This is a genomic window from Paraburkholderia aromaticivorans, assembly GCF_002278075.1.
Taxonomy (GTDB): Bacteria; Pseudomonadota; Gammaproteobacteria; order Burkholderiales; family Burkholderiaceae; genus Paraburkholderia; species Paraburkholderia aromaticivorans.
The window spans coordinates 127,772-146,057 of record NZ_CP022992.1 but is presented as its reverse complement, the minus strand read 5'-3'; the positions used below and the strand labels follow the sequence as shown (position 1 = coordinate 146,057).

At 60.4% G+C, this 18,286-nt stretch carries 14 protein-coding genes; 10 read left to right on the top strand and 4 right to left on the bottom strand.

Annotated features, from left to right (window positions below; all coding sequences use genetic code 11):
- The first annotated feature begins 270 nt into the window (after nt 1-270).
- The 4 genes from CJU94_RS36870 (at nt 271) to CJU94_RS36855 (ending at nt 5,315) form a co-directional block, all read left to right on the top strand.
- On the top strand, nt 271-912 hold the full coding sequence (locus CJU94_RS36870) for a hypothetical protein (RefSeq protein WP_244221192.1): 642 nt from the start codon (nt 271-273) through the stop codon (nt 910-912).
- Nucleotides 909-2,882, top strand: coding sequence for an integrase core domain-containing protein (locus tag CJU94_RS36865; RefSeq protein ID WP_095423533.1), 1,974 nt, complete (start codon nt 909-911; stop codon nt 2,880-2,882). Before CJU94_RS36870 ends, CJU94_RS36865 begins: the two co-directional genes overlap by 4 nt.
- 70 nt (nt 2,883-2,952) lie before the next feature.
- Nucleotides 2,953-3,876, top strand: a complete 924-nt coding sequence (locus tag CJU94_RS36860) for an AAA family ATPase (RefSeq protein ID WP_244221191.1) — start codon at nt 2,953-2,955, stop codon at nt 3,874-3,876.
- Nucleotides 3,873-5,315: a hypothetical protein gene (locus CJU94_RS36855; protein ID WP_095423531.1), complete on the top strand. Its 1,443-nt coding sequence runs from the start codon at nt 3,873-3,875 to the stop codon at nt 5,313-5,315. The genes CJU94_RS36860 and CJU94_RS36855 overlap by 4 nt, the downstream gene beginning before the upstream one ends.
- A 207-nt stretch (nt 5,316-5,522) precedes the next feature.
- Here CJU94_RS36855 and CJU94_RS36850 read toward each other — a convergent pair whose 3' ends face one another.
- On the bottom strand, nt 5,523-5,732 hold the full coding sequence (locus tag CJU94_RS36850; RefSeq protein WP_095423530.1) for a hypothetical protein: 210 nt from the start codon (nt 5,730-5,732) through the stop codon (nt 5,523-5,525).
- Between the two features lie 497 nt (nt 5,733-6,229).
- Between CJU94_RS36850 and CJU94_RS36845 the strand changes: the two genes are divergently transcribed.
- The gene (locus tag CJU94_RS36845; protein WP_244221190.1) at nt 6,230-7,138 is read left to right on the top strand and encodes a ParA family protein; all 909 of its coding nucleotides are present in this window, start codon (nt 6,230-6,232) and stop codon (nt 7,136-7,138) included.
- Here CJU94_RS36845 and CJU94_RS36840 read toward each other — a convergent pair.
- On the bottom strand, nt 7,083-8,483 hold the full coding sequence (locus CJU94_RS36840) for a transposase (protein ID WP_095417514.1): 1,401 nt from the start codon (nt 8,481-8,483) through the stop codon (nt 7,083-7,085). The two genes, CJU94_RS36845 and CJU94_RS36840, sit on opposite strands and share 56 nt — an antisense overlap.
- Nucleotides 8,484-9,229: 746 nt before the next feature.
- Here CJU94_RS36840 and CJU94_RS36830 point away from each other — a divergent pair.
- Complete coding sequence (locus tag CJU94_RS36830; RefSeq protein ID WP_095211915.1) at nt 9,230-9,433, top strand: hypothetical protein; 204 nt, start codon at nt 9,230-9,232, stop codon at nt 9,431-9,433.
- A gap of 538 nt (nt 9,434-9,971) precedes the next feature.
- On the opposite strand, the gene CJU94_RS36825 is transcribed toward CJU94_RS36830, so the two are convergent.
- The gene (locus tag CJU94_RS36825; RefSeq protein WP_095423529.1) at nt 9,972-10,919 is read right to left on the bottom strand and encodes a cation diffusion facilitator family transporter; all 948 of its coding nucleotides are present in this window, start codon (nt 10,917-10,919) and stop codon (nt 9,972-9,974) included.
- A 276-nt stretch (nt 10,920-11,195) separates the two neighbouring features.
- Nucleotides 11,196-12,857: an NRAMP family divalent metal transporter gene (locus CJU94_RS36820; RefSeq protein ID WP_095423528.1), complete on the bottom strand. Its 1,662-nt coding sequence runs from the start codon at nt 12,855-12,857 to the stop codon at nt 11,196-11,198.
- Nucleotides 12,858-14,586: 1,729 nt separating this feature from the next.
- Here CJU94_RS36820 and CJU94_RS36810 point away from each other — a divergent pair.
- From CJU94_RS36810 to CJU94_RS36795, 4 genes are all read left to right on the top strand, one after another.
- Complete coding sequence (locus CJU94_RS36810) at nt 14,587-16,128, top strand: carbohydrate porin (RefSeq protein WP_095423526.1); 1,542 nt, start codon at nt 14,587-14,589, stop codon at nt 16,126-16,128.
- Nucleotides 16,129-16,478: 350 nt separating this feature from the next.
- Nucleotides 16,479-16,751 (top strand): metal/formaldehyde-sensitive transcriptional repressor, encoded by a 273-nt coding sequence (locus CJU94_RS36805; RefSeq protein ID WP_028206235.1) that lies wholly within the window; start codon nt 16,479-16,481, stop codon nt 16,749-16,751.
- A gap of 9 nt (nt 16,752-16,760) precedes the next feature.
- Entirely contained in the window at nt 16,761-18,056 is a 1,296-nt protein-coding gene (gene dmeF, locus CJU94_RS36800) for a CDF family Co(II)/Ni(II) efflux transporter DmeF (RefSeq protein WP_095423525.1), read from the top strand.
- Between the two features lie 3 nt (nt 18,057-18,059).
- On the top strand, nt 18,060-18,260 hold the full coding sequence (locus tag CJU94_RS36795) for a DUF1289 domain-containing protein (RefSeq protein WP_095423524.1): 201 nt from the start codon (nt 18,060-18,062) through the stop codon (nt 18,258-18,260).
- Nucleotides 18,261-18,286: the final 26 nt, after the last annotated feature.

Below are 18,286 nucleotides of genomic sequence, written 5' to 3'. Positions count from 1 at the left end.
AACGATTTGTTTATAAAAGCTATTCAGCATTTCGTGCGCTGATGTTTCACGAACCTGCTAAGTGAGGCGCGTTTTTTAGTGCCGAAAACCCCTCTGAAAAGACGGCTCTTCCCGCTCAAGGCCGTGCGCTCCTCAATTCGTATCATTTGATACGTGTTTCGTAGTATTGATGTGAACCGCCGCGGTACCTTCTGGCCCTGGCGGTTTCCCTATCCGTCACTCCCACCTTTCTTGTAGTAAAACGTGTGCATAGCTTGCATGGAGCGCGCGATGCGTTCACCACGTTTCCGAAAGGCGGCGACCGATGTGCGTCCGTACGGCACGCATCGGTTCGACGTGTTCGGTCCCAAGGTCGGACGGCGGCTGACGTTGTTTGGCCGGAGCGCGCTTCAGCTATGGCTGCGGTTGGAGTCCACCCCACAAGTGGTTACCTATTGCGAGCGGCCGCTGCTCGTCCCGGAGGCGAGAGGGAGCCGGGCTGCGGACTTCTGGGTTTGCACGGACGACGGCGAGCAACTGCATCTGGTTTTGCGATCATCCGAAGCGACAATCGCAGCAAAGGGGCTTCGCGTGTACCCGGCGCTCGATGCGTGGTGCCGGGCGAACGCGATGACGGTACACACCATCCTCCCGGGCGAACTCGACGATCCTGAACCGCTGTGCCAGAACAGGCTCACGATGCTGCAATACCTCGCGGCAAACACCGCGGCGGCCGGGGATGAAATCTCTCGCGCTATCGCGATTGCGTGCAACGACGGCCTGACACTGATCGAACTCGAACAACGGTTTGCGGCCCTTGATCCTGAACTCGTGCGTGCCTCCGCGTTCTCGCTGGTTTTGAAGGGCGTGCTGGACTGTCCAACGATCGCCTCGCAGCCTCTCGGACCCAATAGCCGCCTGGTGATGTCATGAGATCGATGGTCTTCGGAACACTACGCTTCGATCGCCGCTCCATTCCGGCGGAGCTGGCTGACCTCAGCCAGTGGCCCAGTGCCGACGACAGCGCTCTCGATGAACAGGCGCGGGGACTCGTCGCGCGGCGGGTACGCGCGATGACGCTGTTTGTCGACGGAAGCACGACACTTCAGGCGATCGGCCGCGAAACAGGAGTGCGGATCAACGATCTATACCGGCTCTTCGAGCGGTGCATCGCGCCTCACGAAGATGGCCGTATTCACGGTTGCCGGGCGTTGCTTCCCTGGCTGCATACTCGCCGGTATGAGCGACGGGCCCGCGTGGCGACAAGTGGTGCCGACGGCACGAGCGGCGCTTTCGGTCAGCTGCTGCTTCGATACCCGGAACTTGCGCGCTGGATCGAGCGCAAGGTCGCTGCCCGGAGCCGCCGCGAGACCAAACTGGAAGAGGTCCACCGCCAGATCTGGCGGCTGCATGCCGGGTTTCTTGCCGAATGCCGGAAGGCCGGTATCCAGGCGCACGAATATCCGTTCAACCGGAAACATCTCGGCGAACGCTCTCTCGCAAAACACGTCAACAAACTCGCAGGGCAGCAGTTTGCATCGGCGGCTCGCGCGGCGGGCGCGGAGCAGATCAGTCACGAGTGGCAAGCCGATTCAGAAGATGTACGCAGGACTGCGACATATCCTTATGAGGTAGTCGAGTTCGACGGACACAAGCTCGACGTGCGGTTGACGCTGCGTATCGACGATCCGTTCGGCTTCGAGACGCTGCTCGTCATGCGCCGGATCTGGATATTGGTGCTGCTCGACGTGGCGAGCCGCGCAGTCGTCGGCTACGCGCTTGCCCCTGGGCGAGAGTACAACCGGGACGATGTTGCACAGGCGCTGCAGGCGGCACTGATGCCGCACGTTGCCCGCGAACCGAAGATTCCCGCACTGCGCGTCAAGCGGGGTGGAGGGTTCCCCTCGGAAATCATTCCTCAGGCCGCATGGGCATGCTGGAACACGCTGCGCTTCGATGCCGCCAAGTCGCATTTCGCGAAGGCAACGCTCGAGCGCCTTACGACAGTGGTGGGCTGTGCGACGGACAACGGGCCGCTGGGCCAGAAAAATGAGCGGGCCTTCATCGAACGCTTCTTCGACCAGTTGGCGTCGCACTTCGCGCACCGTCTACCGGCGACCACCGGTCGAGATCCGCGCTCCGTTGAGCGGGCGCTGAGCGACGTCGGCGGCAACACGTCGCTGATGATGACGCTCGACGAACTTGAGGACGTGATTGACGTCGTGCTCGCCAACTACAACGGCGAACCACACACGGGACTTGGCGGCCGATCGCCGCTCGAGGCGATGCAGTTCCAGCTTGCGAGACGCGAGGGCTTGTTGCGGACGGTCCCGGAAGCTCGGCGCGGCACGCTCTGCTTGTTGCAGGAAGCGCGGATCGTGACCATTCGCGGCAACGTCAGCCGGGGCGTGCGGCCCCACGTGAATTTTAAGTACGTGCGCTACGACAGCCGCCTGTTGTCCAGCATGACGGGGCTGATCGGCCAGCAGCTGCGCGTCTATTTCAACGTGAAGGACGTGCGCCAGTTGCACGCCTTCTTCATGAACGGCGCCGAGCTGGGCGTGCTCACGGCGGCCCGGCCATGGTGCTTCACACCGCATTCGCTGCGCGTCCGTCAGGAGATCTTTTCGCTCATTCGCCAGCGCAAGCTCGTGTGGCGGGAGGGCGACGATCCGGTTAGCACCTGGTTCGCGTGGAAAAAGGATCAGGCACGGCAGCATGCGCGCGATGCAAATGACCTCGCGCGGATGCTGACCGACCGCGCGAAGGCACACGCGCCACAACAGGGGACGCTCGCCGTAGCGAATGTGTCGTCGGCCGCATCGAACGGGGTGAGGTTACCGACACTGGCTCGCCCGAAGGGCGAGCCGGCACCATGGCTGACGAAGATCTTCACGTACTGAAGCCATGCTCGACACACTCAAACGTCCGGTCGACCCGTCGGAGCACCCGCTGCTTAACCAGTCGTACATCGTGCCGACGCCGGCGATCGCGGCCATGTACGCGCGAATCCGGCACTGTCTTCGCCGGGGCGTGACGGGTTCCGTGATCTACGGGCATACACGCTGGGGCAAGACCTATGCGGTCCGATATTGCGTGCGGCTGCTGCGGCACGAGCTGCCGCGCGTCGTTGTCCTCACGCTCGGCATGCCACAGAATCCCACGCGCTCGGAGTCCCTGTTCTTCGGGATGTTGCTCGATGTCGCCCAGCATGCCCGCCCGGACAGCGGTACCGCCCTGCAACGGCGCTTGCGGCTCTATCACAAGCTCGCCGAACTCGTGGCGCGCGTTTCGGGTAACACGCTGGTTATCTTCATCGACGAGGCACAACGACTTGAGATGGAGCACTACGAGTGGCTGCGTGACGTCCAGGACGAGCTTGGTCGCCGCGGTATCCGCGTGTTTGCGTTTCTCGTCGGCCAGCCTGGTATCCTGAACCGCAGGAGCGCATTCCGGCAGAACGTCGATACCTCGCAGATCGTCGCCCGTTTCATGATTGACGAGATGCGGTTTGCGGGCATGCAGCAGGCGGCTGATCTGAAAATGTCTCTCGCCGCGTACGACAGCTCAATCTTTCCGGAAGGCAGCGACTGGACCTATACGCGCTTTTTTCTGCAGCGCGCGTACGACACGGGCTTTCAGCTCGGCGCGCAGCAGAAGGTGCTGTGGGATGCGTTCGAAGCGGCGCATCGAACCGCGAGGTTCGATTTTCCGATGGAAATCCCCATGGAGTATCTGGCTCGCTCGGTTGAGATCGCGCTGACCCGCAATATGGAACACGACTCGGCGGGGTTTGAACTGAGCCGCGCCTGCTGGGACGAGGCCGTCGAAGAATCCAGTTTTATTGCCGCGCTTGAGGCGTTGCGGATCATCTTCGTCGATGAGGCGGGGTCGTGACACGGTACTTCGATATCCTGCTGACAGACAGTGCGCCTCCGGTCCGTGATCCGTGGTGCTGGCGAGACGACTGGCATGCTCCAGGAGAATCTGCATTCTCGCTGCTGGCGAAGTTTCAGCGGCTCAACGCGCTGTCCTGCACCGCGCTCACTGAGTCCTTTGCAAGCTGGCAGGGTCGGCGCACGCTGCCGCAGTATCTCGATCTTCGCGACGCGCGTGGCTTTGATCTGCCACGCATGAGCGACATGCTGCGCCTGCCGCTGGCAGAGATCGCCGCAGCGTTCATCATGCCATCCGGCGCGATTCGGAGGATTTCGTCGCCGGCGCTGCGCTGGTGTGTGCAATGTGCGCAGCAGGGTGTTCATCTGGCCGTATTTCAGTACCGCCGCGTCGATCAGTGCCCCGTGCATCGAATACCGCTGGTCGAGCGCTGCGAGCGGTGCGAGGAACCCATTCCTTACCGGTTGCGGGCCGACTTGTTCAAGGCTCCGTTTAACTGCCCGTCGTGCGGGCAAGCATGGTGGGTGCCATCCCAGGGTCTGGATGATATTCGTGTAGGACAGCCGTATCGACGACGATTGGGAAAGCGTGCGAGGCATGTCCGGCTGACCATTCAGGAGCCGACAGGATCGGAAGAAATCTGGTGCGCCATGGGCGGGCTACCCTCAACGCCGGACGAACTGCTCCCGGTTTCGGAGTATCAGTTGCCACTGCAGGAGGTGTCCTGGATCAGGTTTGGCACGGGCGGGCAGGCTGAGCCTGACGATCCATGGCCACAGGCGGTGACGCAGCAAAAGTTTTCCAGCGATCACGACGCATCGGCGCACGCGTGCTACAAGGCGGTGCGGCGACGGATCATGCGAATGTATGGCCGGAGCCACCTGGCCTGCATTAAGAGTGCTGCCCTTCACCTCGCATGGCCGCTTTGCGGAGGTACGACGACATCGTGTTGTCCGGTCGCCTTGGCCTTCCTGCGATGGCGTTGCAAATGGGAAGGCATAGGGATACCCCGCTCCCTGTTACAACAGCCCGTGCATGGGCCGCTCGGCCTGACAGTCTGGCTGTCGCTTCACGCACCGGTCGCGCCACGAGCATGGAGCAGGGAGGCGGCTCACTGGCTGACGTTGCACGCCTTGGCGCTTGCCTGTATAGACAGCTTCCGTACGTATCTGGATGAGGCGCAGGGCGCGGGTGCGCGGGGTATGCTTTGGCTGCCATTTCCGGTGCACGATTTTCTACGACGCGCGATGGTGATGCGCGGCGGCGCATCTCTGCAGGACGTGCCGCAGCAGCTCTGCGTTATGCCGCTTGACCGGAGATATAGCGATCACTCGCCAGGGCCTCAGCATGGCACGGCCAAACATCATCGTGAACACCTCGACCGCCTGAGCCACAACCATAACCCGATGCGCGACGCGTTTCATGTTCCGCGGTCGTGAGCACAACGACCGAGAGACGAGCAACTAGTTCAACGATGGCTTCTGGTTCGATTACCGCTACCATCTAAGCTCGACAAGGGGGGGAAAGCGATGGCAGTGCACGCTATAACAGCGGTTCGGATGGACGGGAATTCGCAAAGGGTCACACATGTGCTTTGGGGGCAGGTGTCCGTGAGCGGAGAACAATTTGAGGTTGCTCCGCAAGCGTCACCAGTAATCGAAGTGGTAGAAGCACTGGCTAAGGGCGACACCGTTGTAACAGTCTTCCCGTTGGAGGGACAGCGCGTCGCCGGTCCAGAGGTCCGACGCGTCGTCGACGAGGCCGGACGCGAAGGCATAGAAATGGTGGTCGCGGATACCGATGCGGGCCGAACGCTCGCGGACCTGCCACGGCTTGATCACGAATAGCGCGCTCATCGGGTCGGCGCGCTATCGGGCGGAGTTTAACCACCCGCATTCACGAATTGGCGCCGAGAACTTGCCCCCAAGGTTCGCGCGCGTCGACATCGTCTGAGCATTGTGGGCTGGTTTGTCGTGCGTTCCCCAGTAGGCAGTGATCGGCCATCAAGAGACATTCGACCTATATGATCGAATGGCCGAAGTCCAGCGTAGATTCGACGCGGAATATCTGTCCATGTCCTAAAAAGAAAACCGTTCGATCTCTTCAAACTGGGCCGCTCTCGAATATTGGTTGCAGTGTAGTGTCAACGCATGATTGGCCAACTCTGCGCCTTCTCGAGCGTACCGCCGTTCTTCAAGTACCCAGTTGATGCCCGTTGCCCGCGACGTCGGGCGCATCCCCAGTTACAGCGGCGGAGTTACAAATTGGACTTGAAGTTGTCCACGTTTGACGTTACAGTGTCTCAAATGGACGCACGTCCGTCTGGTAGCGACACTATGATAGGGGCCTTGGTATGGAAATCCGGTACGCTTTTTGGAACAACAAGGGAGGCACCGGGAAGACCAGCCTGGCTTTCCAGTCAATCGTGCGCTATGCGGAGAAACACCCGAAAAAACGGGTGCTCGCCGTCGACATGTGTCCTCAAGCAAACCTGTCGGAACTGTTGCTCGGCGGTCTGAACAGCAAGGGTAGCGAAAAGCTCCTGGAGCGGCAGGGGCTTGTTCCTCGCTGCAGTGTTGGAGGGTATTTCCAGCTCCGGCTACCAGCACCGTATTCGCCGCCCGCCTTTGACGCTCAAGACTTCATCACGCTCCCGCATGAGTACAACAAGGGGGTTGCGAAGAACATTCACCTAGTATGTGGTGATCCGCTGCTTGAATTGCAGGCGAATGCGGTCAATACTCTCGCCAACAACCAGATTCCCGGCACGAATCCCTGGATTGCCGTTGTCGACTGGCTGAAGGACTTCCTGGCCCAGGTCGAAGACGAATATGACACCGTGTTCCTCGATTGCAACCCCAGCTTTTCTCTCTACACCCAGATCGCACTTGCAGCGACCGACCGCATCGTCTTGCCGGTGATGGCGGACGACTCTTCGCGGCGCGCGATCCAGAATGCCTTTTCTCTTATCTATGGACTGAAGCTGCCGTCAGAAATCTACGCGGCTTATGCTTTTGCCACGAAACTCAAGGCTGCGGGTCGACCGCTTCCCAAGGTGCATCTAATCGTAAAAAATCGCATCACACAGTACATGGGAGCCGCATCTGCCTACGCCGCCGTGCTGGCCGCAATCGAGACGGACATCACAAAATTGCTGAAATCAAACCCTGAACTCGAGAGTGCCGAATTCAGGCGTGGTTTTTCGGCTATGTGCCCAGGCGGAACATCTCGAATGTGTCGGGGTCCTGCCTTTCTGCGATGAATTTTGCGAAGAAATGGGTTTTGGCGCTATTCACGAGAAATTCGGGCAGGCATTGACGTAGTGCGTTGGCGACGACCAACTCCGATGGAGGGATGCCGGGGCGGATAGTGCGCAGCCAGGATCCAAAGGAACTCCAGACCTGTGAAGGGAACACCGCTGCCAGATAGTGAAGCAGTCCCTGACAGACGATGCCAGCGTGCATAAAGACGTGGTACGCGTGGATCTTGCGCTTGACGGCGTTGCGGTACTCGAGTGACTCGCGATGAAGGTATTGATCGCCGTTTCGGCGGGCGAGCGGCTTCATGTCCTGCATCCAGAAGTGGTACGCGAATGTGCCGATCCGATGCACCGCCTGTTTGAAGCTGTACTCGATCTTGAAGCGCAATCCATACAGGCGGATGATCTCGACGGCATCCAGACTGAGGTCGGTGCACATCAGCAGACACGAACCCCTGCTTGGGTGAGTCACTGCCACGAAGCGAACCAGCTGACCGTACGCCGGCCACAGCAGATCGCAGACCCGATAGTGAATGGTGACATTGTGCTCGCCATAGACCGGACTGGGGGCGGATTGCAAGGCCTGGGGATCAGCCAGTAGCGATTTGAGTTTGATCTTCTCACCGTAGCGCCTGGGACGCCCCCGTTTGCGCGGTCCCTGCTGCACGTACGGGGCACAGGCGACTGCATTGGACTTCACGCGTGTGACCAGGTGGTTGTCCCGATCGCGCAGGCCTTTGACGATCTTGCCAGCAGCGTAGTAGGCATCGGCCACGAAGTAGAACGGCTGCTGCACCGAGACGATGCCAAGCAGCGAGATCATCTTGTCGAGCAAGGTACGCCGATCGCGGTTGGACCACACCAGACCTTCGTGAATACGCACGGCCAGCGGTACGGCGAAGACGCTCTGGGCGGCCCGCACAAGCATACTGACCGCCTGCATCGAGTGCCCCATGATGTATTCGGGCTTGGTGTTGGAGTCGGACTGTTGATGCAGCAGCTTGACGCCGGGCATCTTCCTGCCGCTCTTGGCCACCTTGATGCCATCGCCGACCAAAACCAGTCGGCCATTGACGCGTAGCGGGTCAGGGAACAGGCGCAGCACCGTCTGGGTCCACAGCGCTGAAAGCTGATCGAGCTGCACGGCGTCGCTATGCAGGCTGTCACGCAGCTTGTTGTACAGGGCTGGCCGCAGTTTGAGAGCCCGCACGATGCTGGTCACGCCCAGCAACTCGGTGCGCACAGTCAAGCCAGCGACGACAGTTGCGAACCACATGAAGCTGCGCAGGCGAGAAAACGCTGGGCGTAGCAGCCAGATCGCGTCCCACCAAGCCGTCCAGAGTTTCATTGTTGTTCTCTACATTATTTTGCACTACGAAGTATCGCATAGAATATGCAATATAGGCAGCACAAACGGCTCCTTCAAATCGAAAGACTCATTGAGACGATCAAGGCGATGCTCGCCGCGATAGATGAAAGACGCGCGGGGTCACTCACCCCCCCCCCATTGCAAGGCCCTCCCGAACCAGTTCGGGGCATACTGACAGACGAGCGATACGCGGGACAGGAAGATCCGCACTGAGTCCTTCGTGGGCGATGCGCTGAGCGATGTGAGCCCCTGCAAGTCAACTACGAGAGCATCAACAAGGCATTGATTGAGGAATAGAGCAACGTGAGTTTGATCACTGCCGCCTGACGATGAATCTGGTGCACGAAGGCAACCGGCCACGCCGGATCACATCACCAGGAAATGGATCGGTGTTCAGATGAAAAGCGCCGAGGCCGGAGCGAGTCCGAGAAAAAACAAGCGAGAAGTCGGCACTCTCGAGAAACCCTGAAATTTTCGGCTTTAAAACGATACCCAAAGGTTTTGTCGAAATCCGGGACTTCCAGACGACAGGCGTCGTTGCATTCGCAAAAGGACTTCCTTTTTCCAAACTGCAAGTCGGAAAGCAAACCATCAACGGCCACCGCGTACAGGTTAAAGACGACTACCTAGAAAACGCCAAGGTAGCAATGGATGAGCTCGTGTCGCGTCTTTAACTTGCGACGCAACGTGCTGGCCGTTTGCCAGCAAGCCAGGAGGCAGGTGATATGAGTAACAGTCTGTTCATAAACGAAAAAGCTTCAGGTTTTACCGTCGAGCCGGCACATACCAGCGTGCCACTCGCAACTTTCAAGACACAGGCGGAGGCGATTGCTTGGGCAAAGAATAATCACCCGGCAAGCCCGCTGCATGTTGCTCGCGTCCGGCATCTGAGTGACAAACGAATGCCCGACCATTGGCGTAAGGTCTGAGCTGAGCAATGGCGGAAAGCTTTCTATTCGCCCTCAGACTTGGCAAGAGCTTGGCAGAGGTCGATGGAAAGCTCTAATCGGTTGGGCCTGTCTGCCGCTGATGTATTCAGTCGGCGCGGACATCACCACTCGCAGGCAACGCGACGACAGATGCGATGAGCGCCTCGTTTAACGTAAATCCCGGTGAGCGTCGACAAAACAAAATGACCTCAGAACGGGGCCGTCAGTCGCACCGATCAGCCTGTATTAACCAGAGTGGCTGCTTTGGAGCGTGATAGTGACATTCGCAAAAATTCGCTGAAGGGCGCCAATGGGTCGATCTGAGCCGATCGTCATCCGGCTCCGGTCGGCCAGCAAGCGACATTCGTCATGTATTGTGTACTGCCCTAAGAAAGACTCCTGCTCACCTGGGAAGAGACGCTCACTTGCCTGTCAATGTGCATTCTCATGGGAAGACAATACTTACAGGATCGGGATGGCTAGCGCCGAGTACATGCCCTGGAACTGACTCGGGGCCCGCGGACGACGGGCTGCCCGATCAGCTTGACAGGTTAAGCCTATGTTCGTGGCGATATACATTCATTTCCCCAGGCGCCGGTTCGTGCACAGGGTCTATATGCGTCATGACATTCAGTACCGGATGTTTTTCGACGAGCACGCGCTGCACCGCGGTCGAGATGTCGTGTGCCTCGACAAGCGACAACCCTGCATTCACTTCGAGGTGAACGTCGACCGCGATCATGTCGCCCATCTTGCGCGTTCGAAGGTCATGGAAGCCTGCGATGCCAGGCATTGCCGCTAGCGTCTCCCGAATTGCAGCGACTTCGTCCTCGTCTGCCGCGCGATCCATCAAGTCGTTCAAAGCGGCCCACGCGAATTTCGCACCCATGCGTGTCACCATCACACCCACGATGAGCGCCGCGACAGGATCGAGAATCGGGTAGCCGAGCAGGCTGCCGACAATGCCGACAGCTGCGACCAGCGACGACGCGGCATCCGACCGTGCGTGCCAGGCATTCGCGGCTAGCATGCTCGACCGAACGCGCCTGGCAACTGCGAGCATGTAACGGAAAAGCAGTTCCTTCGCCACAAGCGCGACGGATGCAACCCACAAGGCGGCCACGTGCACGCGCGGTATCGCCCCGGGATTGCGGAATTTCACGACGGCGGTCCAGAGCATTCCAACGCCGACGGCAAGTAGAAGCAGTCCCAGAAAGAAAGACGCGGCGTTCTCGAAGCGTCGATGTCCATAGGGATGGTCGTCATCCGGCCCTTTCCTGCTTTGTTGACTTGCGAAAAGGACAACGAAATCTGAGATGAGATCTGACAGCGAATGGACACCGTCGGATAGCAAAGCCTGCGACCTCGCAAAGACGCCGACGATGATTTGCGCCAATGAGAGGAGCAGGTTCACGCAAACACTTACCATTGTGCTGCGCTGGGCCGCCGCGTGATGGTTAGCTTCAATCGAATCTTTAACGCTCATGAGTCTGGCTCCGCAGGTCTCCGACTGCACGCAGAGACTAAAAAATCAAAGCACAAATTGTCGCACAAACGAACCAAATAATCACGTAACTTATTGATTTATATGGAATATAAAATGACAATAATTCGCGATATCTTTTTCGTTAATTGTCCGCTCAGTGAGGCGTCTTTCTATCGCTAATTTGCAGGTCCTAAAATAAAAAACGGGTTCGGCGCCGACTCCGAACCCGTGTGGAAAGCGAGGCAGGCACGCGCCTGCCCGATCCGTTTGACAGTCTCAGTGAATGGCCATCTGCACGACCTTCACCATGACGAGACCCACCGCGACGATGAGGTAGCCGCGCAGTACGCCCATCCACACACGCGTCGACAGCGTCAGATGCTGCGGCGCCGGCAGGTCTTCGAGCGGCGACATGCGCCACGTGTTGCGCAACGCCTTCAGGGCTGGCTTATTCAGTGCCGGCGCATCGTTGGCGGCAGCCGTGCCGCGCGACTTGCGCGAGAGTTCCACCGCGGCATACACGGCCACGGCAAGCCCGCATCCGCCCACGAGAATCCTGACGATCGTCGCGCCGCTGATGTCCGGATACACGGTGGCAGCTGTCAGGACGACCGACAGGACGACGAGGACGGCAATGACGGCGCCCGTGAACACGTTCAGCTTCTTCGAGTTCACCCACGGACCGAGCACAGCCTGGTCATTGCACAGCAGCAGCAGGAACACGGTTGCGCTCGGCAGCAGCACACCGGCGAGCGTCTGCACGGCTTCCGTCAGGAGGCCAAGCGGGCTGCCCGGCATCAGCACAAGGGCGGCAGCGAGCGCAATGATGCCGAAATAGACGAGATAGAAGCCCTTCGCGTCGAGTACGCTACGGTGCAGCGAGTGTTTGACCTTGAAGACATCGCCGATCGCGTAGGCCGTCGAGAGCGAGACAGCGGCAGCGCCGATGATCGACGCGTCGAGCAGCGCGACAGCAAAGATCGTCGCCGACGTCTGGCCGACATACTTGTGCAGGCCGGCGATCACGCCGCCAGCGTCGGTGAAGTTGCCGAACTCGGGCTTGCCGTCAAAGAGCGCAGCCGTGAAGGCCATCATCGCCACCGCGCCAATAATCACAAAGGCGATGCCGATCCAGAGGTCAGCCTTTTCGTACTTCATGAAGCGCGGGGTGATGCGCTTGTCGATCACATAGCTCTGCTGGAAGAACAGCTGCCATGGTGCGACGGTCGTGCCGACGATGCCGATGACGAGCAGCATCACGTCGGAGAGCTTCGAATCCTTCGGCCATGTTGGCACGAAGAAGTCACGCGCGATGACGTGGACCGGCGGGTGGATCGACACGAGCACGGGAATCAGGAGGAGGCTCAGCAGGCACAGGACGATCGCGAAGCGTTCGAAGCGCCGGAAGTTGCCGGTACTGACCGCGGCCATCGTCAGGACTGCGGCGATGCAGACGCCGAGAACCTTCGAGACGCCGAGGAAGTCGAGCGCAAACGTGATACCGATGAACTCGGTGACGATCGTGAGCGCATTGAGCAGGAAGAGGTCGATGACGCTGAAGGCACCCCAGAACCTGCCGAAGCGTTCGAAAATGAGGCGTGCGTGACCGACGCCAGTCACGGCGCCGAGGCGCAGCACCATTTCCTGATTCACGTAGAGAACCGGGATCAGCAGGGCGAGCGTCCAGAGCAGCGACGTGCCGTAGTTCTGGCCGGCTTGCGTGTAGGTGCCGAAAGCGCCAGCGTCGTTATCTCCGACCATGACGATGAGGCCGGGGCCAAGGATGGCGAGCAGCGTGCGCAGACGCGCCATCCAGTTGTGCCGCGGGGCGGTGTCGTGGTGGGCGATCGTGCCGAAGGCACCTTTGATATCGCCGACGTGCGCGTCGTCGAGCACGGCAGTTCGGCGCGGCGCGATGTTTGCAGGTGTGGCGGACATTTGAATTTATTCCTTATCGGTAATGCTTTAAGTCGTGCTTGAACACACGGCGCAACGTTGCCACGCGCCGGTGTTCGTGCCAGTGCGCAGGCGGGCGGCAACGCCTGGCGGCGTCAGTGAGCGAGCTTTTTGAGCGCCGTCCGGATGGCGGCGACCAGGCGGGCCGAAACGTGCGGACGGGCGTCGAGCACGAGCATGCCGTTGTAATGCATGCGAGCTTCCTGGACGCGCGGGAGTTGCGAAACGAGCAGAGCGAAGTGCATGGTGATTCCTCCAATACTTGAAACGTGGCGCCTTCAATCGGGCCTGCCTTCGTTTCAGTTCACACGGGCCGAAGTGCTCGGGCGTGTGGGAGGAACGTGTGCGGCCAGGATGTCAGGCGAAGCGGGCGGCGTTCTGCGAGAACGCGCGGCGAGTCGTGCAGGGACCAGGCTCGGGGTCGGGCATCGTGAACTCCTCTGTCGTTTGGGTCCGATTCTCGTTTGACGGACGTGTTTAACCGCACGCTGGGTCCGCGCGGCATTCAGGGTGCGCGAAAACGGCGTGGGCAAGCGGCACCGCGAGCCAACGGCTCGACGCGCCAGGTCGTCTCGACGAATGCGCGTTACAACGCACGCGTCAACGACGGCGGCCAATCGAAAAAATGCGCGGGGGAGAAACTGCGGAAGCTACTGCGGCGCGCACCGTCTGCCTGCTGGCAGGACGGCAGCTCGGGAAGAATCCAGGCGGGCGTCGTGCCGGTCAGGCAGAAAAACTATTCGAAGGTCGACTACTGCAACTGTCCAAGGCATATGCCCCTTTCGTGAAAACAGGCGAATTCTAGTGACGACGCGCGAGCCGAGTCAACGGATATTTCGAAGATTTTTCTTTCGAATCCGTTACTTGGGGTGGATGCAAATCATTTGCACACCTCCTCGTATTGCACTCATGCAGCAGTGACCGTTGCTCGTGAACGCGTGCCGCATCGTGCGACGCGGGGCGCGCTCGTGTGCCGTCCTGCCGTCGTGGATGTCATCCACTTCGCCGGGGCCGGTGCGTTCGGCATCGCTCTTCAGGCTACTAAGCACTGCATGACAATTTCCGCTTGCGCGTTCACAGTCGGCGCGAATAGAATCCGCCCCGTCTTATCAACAGGAGAGTCCTTCGTGGACGCAAGCTCTAGTAGTCGATCTTGTACGCCGGCCTGTGCCGGCACCCAGACTGCAATCGCGCGTTAGCGACGCCCGGACTTTCCTTCCCGCCGCTGACTCCGATTGCCGGGTCAGCGCGCTTCTTCAGGACCGCCTGTGCGGTCCGTCTGTAGCTCGCTCCCTTTTTGCGTAAGAACGCGGACAGCAGCGTTTAAGCTGCCTGCACGCGCGTCGCTTATCGAACGTTGCCCGGCCTGCCCGGGCCTGACGGGAGTTGAGTCATGCATATCGAACGCTTTCTACGCGACTCGCGCGCTTACCTGCGCGTGTCGTCGGTCGCCTCACTGCGCCGGGACCTTGACGGACATGGCCAGCTCTGGCGACGCACAGGCAGCCGCACAGGCCAGCCAGTGCAACGCAATGCCTCGATCGCGTCCCTTTGGATGACATCACAACACAACATTTCCGGCACATCGTGGCCGGCCTGAGCGCTATTGTCGCGAGTGCGGTGTCACCAAACAGCGGACCAATGGCGCGCCGGAGGCGCACAGTGCTTCGGCATCGCCCATTCGTAAATTCATTTCCCAGAAAAAGTAAAAATGATCTCCTCTACCACGCTCACACAAAACGGCAATGGCTGTGACAAGCAGTGCCTCCTCGCTCCCTCATCGAGCCTGAAGCCGGTCTGCGCCGCCGCAGCGCTGGTGATTGCACTGGCCGCTGGTGTACCCACTCCGGCTTGCGCACAGTCAGAGTCCGCTGCGCCGACAGAGCCAAACCAGACCTCCGCGCCGGCCTCGAACGCCGACGCAAACCCCACTCCGGGTGGGGCCGCCGCCGCTCCGACCGGTTTCTGGGACCGCTCGAACCTGCTCGGCGACATGGGCGGACTGCGGACACTGCTCGGCGACCACGGCATCACGTTCAACGCGCAGGAGACGAGCGAGCTCTACGGCAACTTCTCAGGTGGTATCTCGAAGGGCGCTTCGTACAACGGCGCCACGCAGTTAGGCCTGAACGTCGATACTGACAAGGCGTTCGGTCTGAAGGGCGGTACCTTTTTCGTCGATGCCTTGCAGATTCACGGGCACGGCATCACGGCGGCACGCCTGGATGCGTTGCAAGCTGTGAGCGGCGTTGAGGCGGAAGCGTCGACGCGTTTGTGGGAACTCTGGTACCAGCAGGCGTTCGGCGACAGGTTCGACGTCAAGATTGGTCAGCAGAGCCTTGATCAGGAATTCATCGTCAGCCAGTACGCCAGCACTTTCGCGAACGCGACGTTCGGCTGGCCCGTATTGGCTGCCACCGCCCTGCCTGCGGGCGGTCCCGCCTATCCGCTGTCATCGCTCGGCGTGCGCCTGCGGTTCAAGCCGAGTGATTCGATGACGATTCTCGGTGGCATCTTCGACGGCAACCCGGCGCCGGGCAACGGCGACCCACAGCAGCTCAACGCCAGCGGTACGCAGTTCAACCTGCACAACGGCGCGATGATGATCGGTGAGATCCAGTACGCGATCAACCAGCCGCCGGCAAACGGCTCCGGCGCGGCGCAGCCAGGCGGGCTCCCCGGCACCTACAAACTGGGCTTCTGGTACAACAACAATCGCTTCGCGGATCAACACCTCGACACAAACGGCATCTCGCTCGCGAGCCCGGCGTCGAACGGCGTGCCGGCCACGCATCGCGGCAACTTCAGCATTTATGCAGTCGCAGACCAGATGGTGTGGCGCCCGAGTGCCGACAGCCCCCAGTCGCTCGGCGTATTCACGCGTGTGATGGGCGCGCCGGGCGACCGCAACCTGATCGACTTCAACATCAACGCGGGGGTGGTGCTAAAAGCGCCGTTCAAGGGCCGGGACAACGACTCGGTCGGTCTCGCGCTCAGCTACGCGAACATCAGCTCGAGCGTGAGCGCGCTCGACCGAGACATCGCAACCGTCCAGACGCCGGGGTACCCCGTGCGAACGGCCGAGACGGTGATCGAGGCGACGTACCAGTACCAGGTCACGCCGTGGTGGCTGCTGCAGGGCGAACTCCAGTACATCTTCCATCCGGGCGGCGGCATTCCTGATCCGAACAACAGTGGCGCACGCATCGGCAACGAGGCCGTGGCCGGACTGCGGACGGTGGTGACGTTCTGATGGCGTGACGTTCTGAGGTGCCCGGGCCGTCAACGATCTAGCGAACAGGCCCGGATAAACGGTCATTCGACCGACGCGTTCGCCGCGGACATGGTCCCGCGGTTGGCGGAAAGAGTGTCCTCTAGGGGCCGAACGGCTGAACCGCGCGCGAACACCGCAGTAGGCATTCAGACGTGTCCTCGGGCCGATAAGCAGTCGTCCGAATCGAGCCCACCCTGCCTGGCCGGCTGCGGTCCTCTGGCCTACGAGCCGCAGGGCAACGTTTTCCACAAATCCAGATCGACACAAACGTATACCCCCGTACCCTATCTAGGGTAAGATAGCCCCCTACCGTATTCAGGAGGCTAACCGTGAGCCATACGATTCGCGAAAAACAGAAGCTGCTCAACCGGGTTCGCCGCATCAAGGGACAGGTCGAAGCCATCGAGCGCGCACTCGAAGAAGAGCGCGGCTGCATGGATGTGCTCCAGCTCATCACCAGTAGCCGTGGCGCGATGAACGGATTGCTTGCCGTGGTTCTCGAAGACCACATCCGAACGCATCTCGTCGACGCAGAGCCGGACGATGAGCACGGCAGCGGCACCGAGCAGCTGATTGAGGTAGTCCACAGCTACTTCAAGTAAGAGGGAACCATGAGCAACTTTGAAGATTCCGCTTTCGGAGCGGGGCACGACCACATCTTTCTGGGTGCAGCCCACGAAGACAACGAGCGCAGGACCTGGATGGTCATTGCGCTGTGCAGCGCGATGATGGTGGCTGAAATTGTCGGCGGCAGTCTTTTTGGCTCGCTGGCGCTCATCGCCGACGGTCTGCACATGTCGACACATGCCGGCGCGATGCTCATCGCCGCGTTGGCGTACACCTACGCGCGCAGGCACGCGACCGACAACCGCTTCGTATTCGGTACGGGCAAGCTGGGCGATCTCGCGGGCTTTACCAGCGCCATCGTGCTCGCCATGATCGCGCTTCTGATCGGCTACGCAGCCATATCGCGCTTTCTCTCGCCTGTGCCCATTCACTTCGGTCAGGCTATCCCTATCGCGGTGCTTGGACTGCTGGTCAATCTCGCGAGCGTCTGGCTGCTGCGCGGCAACCACCACGGCCACAGTCACGGGCATAGCCACGGTCATAGCCACGGTCATGGTCACGGCCATGAAGACGAACACGGTCACGAAGACGAGGTGCACCGCATCTTCGGCAGTGGGGGTGTATTTGCCTTGTCGGTGTTCGAAGACGGAGTACCGCCTGTCTTTCGCATCATGCCCGAAACGGCTTCCTCGAAACTGAACGCCAGCGATGTCTCAGTTACGACGATCCGCCCCGACGGCAAGCACCAGACCTTCGCGTTTGCCGATCGCGATGGCTATCTCGAGTCGAAGGACGACATTCCCGAGCCGCACGCATTCAGGGCCATTGTCCTCCTGCCCGATGGTGAACATGAGATCGAGTTCGAGGAACACGAGCACGATCACGACGATGCACAGGCGGCCGCGAACCGTGACCACAACATCCGCTCGGCCTACATTCACGTCATTGCCGACGCGGCGGTTTCCGTGCTGGCAATCATCGGCCTGCTGCTGGCGCGTGCGTTTGGCTGGGTCTGGATGGACCCGCTTGCGGGCGTCGTCGGCGCACTGGTGATTGCAAACTGGTCGTGGGGCTTGATGCGCGATACGGGCGGCATTCTGCTCGACATGAATCCGGACGAGCGCATGGCCGAGAATGTCCGTCATGTCATCGAAGACAACGGCGACACCGTGCTCGACCTTCATGTCTGGCGCGTCGGTCCGGGGCACATGAGCGCGATCGTATCGGTGGCCACCGGCGAAGCGCAGCGCAACCCGGGCTTCTACCGCGCGGCACTCAAGCGTTTCAAGGGACTATCGCACGTGACAGTCGAAGTGAATTCGCCCGCCGCCGCTGCCTGACCGATGACAGTCAAATCGCCTTGCATCGATGTATGTGCGTTTGATGGCAAGACTGGACATTGCATCGGCTGCTTTCGGACGCGAGACGAAATCCGGGGCTGGAAGCAGATGACGGACCACCGGCGTCACCAGATCCTTAGCGAGAAGTCCCGGCGACAGGCAAAGGTAGCACGTGCGGCGCAGATGGCTAAGGTGGCAAGTTGAAGGAGTAGACGTGTTGCTCGACATCG

Excerpts from the sequence above, each read along its gene's own strand:
- CJU94_RS36870 (WP_244221192.1), top strand. The coding sequence starts at position 271 with ATGCGTTCACCACGTTTCCGAAAGGCGGCGACCGATGTGCGTCCGTAC.
- CJU94_RS36865 (WP_095423533.1), top strand. The coding sequence starts at position 909 with ATGAGATCGATGGTCTTCGGAACACTACGCTTCGATCGCCGCTCCATT.
- CJU94_RS36850 (WP_095423530.1), bottom strand. The coding sequence starts at position 5,732 with ATGAGCGCGCTATTCGTGATCAAGCCGTGGCAGGTCCGCGAGCGTTCG.
- CJU94_RS36845 (WP_244221190.1), top strand. The coding sequence starts at position 6,230 with ATGGAAATCCGGTACGCTTTTTGGAACAACAAGGGAGGCACCGGGAAG.
- CJU94_RS36840 (WP_095417514.1), bottom strand. The coding sequence starts at position 8,483 with ATGAAACTCTGGACGGCTTGGTGGGACGCGATCTGGCTGCTACGCCCA.
- CJU94_RS36830 (WP_095211915.1), top strand. The coding sequence starts at position 9,230 with ATGAGTAACAGTCTGTTCATAAACGAAAAAGCTTCAGGTTTTACCGTC.
- CJU94_RS36825 (WP_095423529.1), bottom strand. The coding sequence starts at position 10,919 with ATGAGCGTTAAAGATTCGATTGAAGCTAACCATCACGCGGCGGCCCAG.
- CJU94_RS36820 (WP_095423528.1), bottom strand. The coding sequence starts at position 12,857 with ATGTCCGCCACACCTGCAAACATCGCGCCGCGCCGAACTGCCGTGCTC.
- CJU94_RS36810 (WP_095423526.1), top strand. The coding sequence starts at position 14,587 with ATGATCTCCTCTACCACGCTCACACAAAACGGCAATGGCTGTGACAAG.
- dmeF (WP_095423525.1), top strand. The coding sequence starts at position 16,761 with ATGAGCAACTTTGAAGATTCCGCTTTCGGAGCGGGGCACGACCACATC.
- CJU94_RS36795 (WP_095423524.1), top strand. The coding sequence starts at position 18,060 with ATGACAGTCAAATCGCCTTGCATCGATGTATGTGCGTTTGATGGCAAG.